Source organism: Mesorhizobium sp. M7A.F.Ca.CA.002.09.1.1, from assembly GCF_003998555.1.
Lineage (GTDB): Bacteria > Pseudomonadota > Alphaproteobacteria > Rhizobiales > Rhizobiaceae > Mesorhizobium > Mesorhizobium ciceri.
Window position 1 is genome coordinate 1 of the sequence record NZ_RZRR01000239.1, and the last position, 6,646, is coordinate 6,646.

Sequence of the window (6,646 nt, forward strand, 5' to 3'; positions counted from 1 at the left end):
CTCCCCGAGGGGAGAAGAGGTCGCTGACGGCTGAGCCGGTCTCTTCTCCCCAGCGGGGAGAAGGTGGCCCGAAGGGCCGGATGAGGGGGCCTGCGCAAGTTGGGAGAAGGCATGCCGGCTTTGCGACAGCGCGCCTTTCTCGACTCTCTCAGGCCGGGGTCATCAGGGCCGGCAGCAGCGCGCCCGACACATGCTGAACCACATTGACGCCCTTGGCATGGACGATGGGCTGCGCATACTGCATCAGCGGCAGCACATAGGCCTGCTCGGCGATGTATTTGTCGACAGCCTTCCAGCCGGCGATGCGCTTGGCCTCGTCCTTCTCGCCCCACAGCGGGTTGATCATGTCGATCAAATCCTGGCTGTCCCACACCGAATGCGGGCTCGGGCCGTACATGGCAAAGCCGGTCGAGGTGGTCGGATCGCCGATGGCGTTGCCCCAGTTGTAGAAGGCGGCCGGCGCCAGCTTATCGGCGGCGCGCAGTTCGTAGTGCTTTGCGATCTCGTAGACCTCGATCGTCGCCTCGATGCCGACCTTGCGCCACATGCCGACGATCGCCTGGATCATCTCATAGTCCTTGGGCTTGAAGCCCTTGGTCGTCTGGATGGTGAACTTGACCGGCTTTTCCGGCGAATAGCCGGAGGCAGCCAGCAATTCCTTGGCCTTTTCCGGATTGTGCTCGACCTTGATCGACGCGTCGTAGGATGCGTATTCCGGCGTTTCCAGCGTATCGATCGGCTGTCCGTAGCCGCGCAGCAGGCGATCGACCAGCAGCTTCTTGTCGACGGCCATCACGGCGGCCTGACGGACGTTCTTGTCCAGCATCGCCTCGATGTCGTTGAAGAAGATCATGCCGATGTCGGAAACGTTCTTGCACGAGCCGGCCAGCCCGTCCTTGGCGATCAGCCGGTCATACTCCTCGTAGGGGATTTCGAGCGTCACTTGCGAGGAGCCGGATTCGATCTCGGCGACGCGGCTTGCCGCGTCGGCGACGAACTTGATCGTCACATTCTCGAAGGCCGGCTTGCCGCCCCAGTAGTTCGGGTTTGCCTTGAGCCGCAGGAAAGCGTTGCGCTCGAACTTTTCCACCATGTAGGGGCCGGTGCCGATCGGCGCCTTCTCGAAACCTTCGGCGCCGACCTTCTCGTAATAGGCCTTCGGCATGATGTAGCCGGTCAGGAACGACATCCATTTGAAATAGACCGGGTCGAACTGCACGACGTCGCCGGTGATCTTGTTGCCGTCGATCTTGAAGTTGTTGACGTTCTTCCAGACGAACTGGATCGGGTTGCCGGTCTTTTCGTCGCCTGCCCGCTGTAGCGACCAGACGACGTCCTCGGCCGTGAACGGCGAGCCGTCATGCCAGGTCACGCCTTCGCGCACCGTCATCATGATCTTCGTGCGGTCGTCGTTCCAGCCCCATTCGGTGAGCAGGCCCGGCGCGAAGGACAAATCGGGCTTCTGCGGGATGAACTGGTCGAATACCGACTGGTAAAGCCCCTGGATCGTCGGGTTGACGGCCGAGGGTCCGGTGGTCGGATCCCAGGATGGCAGGTTGACATTGTAGGCGATGGTCAGTTCGCCGGCAGCCGCCCTAGCGATCTGCGGCAGGCCGACGGCGGCCACCCCGAGTGCCGCGGCGCTGTATCCGAGCAATTCCCGTCTGTTGATTGTCATGGTCGTTCCCCTTGTTGGTTTTGTTTCTGCGCGGCGTCTTCAGGTCATTGGTTCAGGCTTCTTGGGCAGCAGCGCCTTGCCCCTCGTAGCCTCAAGGAAATCTCCGGCTCCTACCTCCCGCCAAGCTGTTGTGCGAGCATGAAGCCCGACGCCGCACCGGTGCCGGCGCCCGGCCATGTCGCGGCTCCAGTGAGGTGCAGATGCGCCACCGGCGTGTTCCAGCCGGCATAGTTGCGCGCCGGGCGGAATAAAAAGTTCTGCGCCAGATGATGGCTGCCGCAGACCTGGTCGCCACCGACGAGATTCGGGTTCTCACGCTCGAGGTCGATGGGCGAGAAGACGGCGCGGCCGAGAATCTTGTTGCGCAGGCCGGGCGCATAGGTCTCGATGATGTCGAGGACACGGTCTGCGTAGACCTCCTTCACCTTGTCCCAATGGTCCGGTGCGATCTTGCCGGCGGCATCGCCCAGGATTTCGGCCGGCAGCATGCGCACTTGCACCCACAGCACATGCTTTCCCTGAGGCGCCCGCGACGGGTCGATCGCCGTCGGCTGGCCGACCACCAGCACAGGCTCGTCCGGCAGCATGCCCGCCATGGCCTGCTGATAGGTGCGCGACATGGCGTCGAGCGACGGCGACAGATGCACATAGGCGAACTGCCGAAGCTCCGCTCCGGCACGCCAATCCGGCAAATCGTCCAGCGCCAGGTGGATCATCATCGTGCCTGGCGCATGGCGGAATTTCTGCATCGCCGTGTCGAAGCCGGCGTCGCCCGAACCATTGGGCAGCAGCTTGCCCGTCAGCGCCTTGGGCGCGACGCCGGCAATGACTGCCCTGGTGGCGGTATGCGTCTCGCCCGAAGCGAGCCGTACGCCGGTCGCCTTGCCGGCCGAAACGGTGATCTCGGCGACTTCGGCGCCGGTGACGATCTTGCCGCCGGCGGAGGTCGCCATGCCAGAGAGGGCACGGATGATGGTGTCGGCGCCGCCCTTGCCCAGCACCATGCCGAAACTCTGGTTGGCCATCGATTCCAGATAGGGGAAAACCGCACCGCCGGCGATATCCGGGGCGAAGTCGAGATGCATGCCCCAAGTGGCGAGCGTTGCCCTGATATGCGGCGACTCGAAAGTTTCCTCCAGCCAGGCGCGGGGTGAGGACAGCAGCAGCCGGCCCGTATCGAGCGCTCCGGACATGCCCTTCTTGCGCCACAGGTTCCACGCCGTGCCGGCAAGCGCGCGGGCACTCATCGGCGAACCCAGCAGCCGGAACAGGTGTTCGGCCTCCGCCGGGAAGGCGGCGACCAGCCTGCGCCATGTGGCGGCGTCGGCGGCTGAGAAGGCGGCGATGCGCGCGGCGGTCTTTTCCAGATCGTTGCTGACGCCGAACCAGCGCCCGTCAGGGAATGCGCTGGCGACACAGTCGGCGACCGGGGCGAACTCCAGCCCCTGCGCTTTCAATTCATTTGCATATTTCCGGTGGAAGGCCGAGCCGGCGAAGAGGCTGAGATTCATCGCGCCGAAATCGTGGCGGAAGCCGGGAAGGGTGAATTCGCGCGTCTGGACGGCGCCGCCGATTGCCGCGCCGCGCTCGAAAACCCCTGTTTTCCAGCCTTTGAGCGCCAAATGCGCAGCGCATGCCAGACTGTTGTGGCCCGCCCCGACAAAGATGGCGTCGAACTCGCTCACGCCCCGTCCCCATTTCCTTTATGCTTAAAGATAATTGCAGATGCATATGTTTTCGTCTAGTAGGATATTAAGGGCCGAGACGAGCCTTGATCATCACACGAAAGAGGGAACTTCAAACCATGGACACGCAAAAACTCCTCGGCGAAGTCGCCGGCCAGCTTCTTTCAGGCGCCATCAAGGTGGTCGACCTGTCGGCGCCGCTCGGGCCGGACACGCCGTTGATCAAGCTGCCGCCGGAACTCGCCGTCGACACGCCGAAGGTCGAGATCCACAACATCTCCCGTTACGACAAGAACGGTCCGTGGTGGGCCTGGAACTGGCTGAAGCTCGGCGAACATTCGGGCACGCATTTCGACGCGCCGCAGCACTGGATCAGCGGCAAGGATTATCCGGACGGCGCCACCGACACCATTCCGGCGCAGAATTTCGTCGGCCCGGTCAATGTCATCGACTGTTCGAAGGAAGCCGCCGCCGACCCCGATTTCCTGCTCACCGTCGACCACATCAAGGCCTGGGAAGCCAAGCACGGTGCGATCAATGCCGGCGAATGGGTGGTGATGCGCACCGACTGGTACAAGCGCAACGGCTCGGAAGCCGAGTTCCTCAACGCCAACGAGACCGGTCCGCACACGCCCGGCCCGACGGCCGAAGCCATCCAGTTCCTGATCAGTAAGGACATCAAGGGCTGGGGCTCGGAGACGATCGGCACCGATGCCGGCAAGGCCGGTGGCATGGAGCCGCCATTCCCGGCGCACACGCTGATGCACAAGGCCAACCGCTACGGTCTCGCCAGCCTTTGCAACCTCGACCAGCTGCCGCCGAAGGGCGCCATCCTGATCGCGGCGCCGCTCAAGATCGAGCACGGCACCGGCAGCCCGATTCGCGCGCTGGCGCTGGTGTCGAAGCAATAAAGCGAGGTGGGTCTTCGGGAGAAGATCATGCGAGAAGGCGAAACCGGGTTGATGGCAGGTAGAGGGTGGCAGGCTTGTAGCGCTAGCGCCCTACGGCGCCCCCCTCTGTCCTGCCGGACATCTCCCCCTCAAGGGGGGAGATTGGCCTTCACAATGGTTTTCGCCAATCTGCGACGTTGCAGGATTGAGTGGGGCGCCGAAGCTGCCAATCTCCCCCCAAGAGGGGGAGATGGCCGGCAGGCCAGAGGGGGGCGCCGTAGAGCGCAATTCCACGCGATTGAACTCCACTGCCCGCAAGCAAAGAGCAACCGCCAATGACCGCCCCCGATCACATCATCGTCGGCAGCGGCATCAACGCGCTGGTCTGCGCGGCGATGCTCGGCGGCAAAGGGGCGCGTGTGCTCGTCCTGGAGCGCAACGACCGCATTGGCGGTTGCTTGCGCACCGAGGAGATCACCGCACCCGGCTTCATCCATGATGTGATGGCGACGACCTTCGTGCTGTTCATCACCTCGCCGGCCTTTGCGGCACTGGGCGCCGATCTCGCGCGCCACGGGCTGGAGTTCTGCCACACGGGCACGCCGACGGGCGTGCTGCGGCCGGATGGCAGCCATGCCGTGCTCAGCACCGACCGTGCCGCCAACATCGCCGCCCTCAACGCAATCGCGGCAGGCGACGGTGACCGGCACGCGGATGATGTCGGCGGCATCGAACGCAATGCCGGCCTGCTGTTCGGCTTGCTCGGCGGCAGCCTGTGGTCCTACCCGACAGCGAAGCTGCTTGCCGGTGATGGCTGGCGGCGTGGCCCGCGCGGCCTTGCCGCCTTCCTCGGCGAAGCTCTGGTGCCGGCGCGCGGCTGGCTCGAAAACACCTACCGGTCCGAAACCATCCGCGCGCTGTGGGCACCCTGGGTACTGCATGCCGGGCTTGGACCCGAGGACGCCTTCTCCGGCCAGATCGCCAAGGTGATCGCCTTCGCACTTGAGGCGGCCGGAGCACCGATCGTCAAGGGTGGGGCAAAAAACCTGCTGGCGGCCTTCGAGGCTTTGATTCGGGAACGCGGCGGCGATATCCGCACCGGCGCCGATGTCGCTTCGATCGTTCAAAACAATGGCCGGGCAACCGCCGTGCGGCTGGCCTCGGGCGAGACAATCAATGCCGACAAGAGCGTCATCTGCTCGGTTACGCCAACGCAGCTCTATGGCAGGCTGCTTGGCACGGATGCACCCAAAGCCGATGTCGAGGCGACGCAAAAGTACCGCTACGGCAAAGGCAATTTCCAGATCCACTACGCCTTGGACAAACCGCCCGCATGGCCGGGCGAAGGCTTGGATAAGGTGGCGTTGCTGCACCTCACGCCCGGCCTGGATGGCGTCTCGAAAGCTTGCAACGAGGCGGCGCGCGGCATGCTGCCGGAGGTGCCGACCATCTGCGTCGGCCAGCCGCACGCGCTCGACCCGTCGCGCTGCCCGGAGGGCAAGGCGATCCTGTGGCTGCAACTGCCAGAGGCGCCTCGCCACATCAAGGGCGACGCGGCCGGCAAGCTGCAGGCGCCGGCAGACGGGCAATGGACCGATGTGCTGCGCGAAGCCTATGCCGACCGCATTGAGGCGATCCTCGCCAGCCATATCGAAGGCTTCAAGGACAGCGTCATCGCGCGCCGCGCCTATTCGCCGGCCGATCTGGAGGCGATGAACATCAACCTGGTCGGCGGTGACCCCTATGGCGGTTCCTCGACCATCGACCAGTCTTTCCTGTGGCGGCCGTTCAAGACCAGCCGCAACCATCAGACCGGCATCAAGGGTCTCTACCATATCGGCGCCTCGACCCACCCGGGTGCGGGTCTCGGCGGCGGTTCCGGCTTTCTCCTGGCGGGGAGGCTGTGATGGAAGAGAAGGTCGCGGAAAAGCGCCAGCGCATTTCGACCCTGGGGCAGATCGGGCTGCAGCAATTCGCGCCCTATCTGATGAACCGCATCATGGGCCGCTACAACGCCACCTTGCGCGACGATTTCCGCAAGCAGGGCCTGACCATCCCGCAGGTCCGCACGCTCGCCGTGCTGTCGGTCACCGACGGTATCACCGTCAACGACCTCTCGGTCTATACGGTCATCGAGCAATCGACCTTGAGCCGGACCCTCGATACGCTGGAGGGCCAGGGTCTGGTGCGACGCGAGCAGGGTGTCACCGACAGCCGAATCCGCCATGTGTTCCTGACCGACGAGGGCCGCGCCGAGTTCACCCGCGCCTGGCCGGCCATGCACGACGCGTTCGAAGCGATGTTCGACGACATCGACGATGCCGAATATTCCGCGCTCATCGCCACGCTTTTGAAGATGCTGAAGAACATTCGCAAGCACGACATCTAGACCT

The 6,646-nt window shown here is 64.2% G+C and carries 5 protein-coding genes; 3 read left to right on the forward strand and 2 right to left on the reverse strand.

The features are described 5' to 3' along the window. Nucleotides 1–148: 148 nt before the first annotated feature. The gene (locus tag EN994_RS12965) at nt 149–1,678 is read right to left on the reverse strand and encodes an ABC transporter substrate-binding protein (RefSeq protein WP_027161803.1); all 1,530 of its coding nucleotides are present in this window, start codon (nt 1,676–1,678) and stop codon (nt 149–151) included. Nucleotides 1,679–1,788: 110 nt separating this feature from the next. Beyond that, nucleotides 1,789–3,363, reverse strand: a complete 1,575-nt coding sequence (locus EN994_RS12970) for an NAD(P)/FAD-dependent oxidoreductase (protein ID WP_127307576.1) — start codon at nt 3,361–3,363, stop codon at nt 1,789–1,791. Nucleotides 3,364–3,482: 119 nt separating this feature from the next. Here EN994_RS12970 and EN994_RS12975 point away from each other — a divergent pair, with 119 nt between their 5' ends. From EN994_RS12975 to EN994_RS12990, 3 genes are all read left to right on the forward strand, one after another. Further along, the gene (locus tag EN994_RS12975; RefSeq protein WP_063169953.1) at nt 3,483–4,274 is read left to right on the forward strand and encodes a cyclase family protein; all 792 of its coding nucleotides are present in this window, start codon (nt 3,483–3,485) and stop codon (nt 4,272–4,274) included. A gap of 314 nt (nt 4,275–4,588) precedes the next feature. After that, a complete protein-coding gene (locus tag EN994_RS12985) occupies nt 4,589–6,160 on the forward strand; it encodes an NAD(P)/FAD-dependent oxidoreductase (protein ID WP_063169954.1) in 1,572 nt (523 codons plus the stop codon). Beyond that, nucleotides 6,160–6,642: a MarR family transcriptional regulator gene (locus EN994_RS12990; protein ID WP_013527967.1), complete on the forward strand. Its 483-nt coding sequence runs from the start codon at nt 6,160–6,162 to the stop codon at nt 6,640–6,642. Before EN994_RS12985 ends, EN994_RS12990 begins: the two co-directional genes overlap by 1 nt. Nucleotides 6,643–6,646 lie beyond the last annotated feature (4 nt).

Coding starts and splice junctions, on each gene's coding strand:
- EN994_RS12990 (WP_013527967.1), top strand. CDS start 6,160: ATGGAAGAGAAGGTCGCGGAAAAGCGCCAGCGCATTTCGACCCTGGGG.
- EN994_RS12965 (WP_027161803.1), bottom strand. CDS start 1,678: ATGACAATCAACAGACGGGAATTGCTCGGATACAGCGCCGCGGCACTC.
- EN994_RS12975 (WP_063169953.1), top strand. CDS start 3,483: ATGGACACGCAAAAACTCCTCGGCGAAGTCGCCGGCCAGCTTCTTTCA.
- EN994_RS12985 (WP_063169954.1), top strand. CDS start 4,589: ATGACCGCCCCCGATCACATCATCGTCGGCAGCGGCATCAACGCGCTG.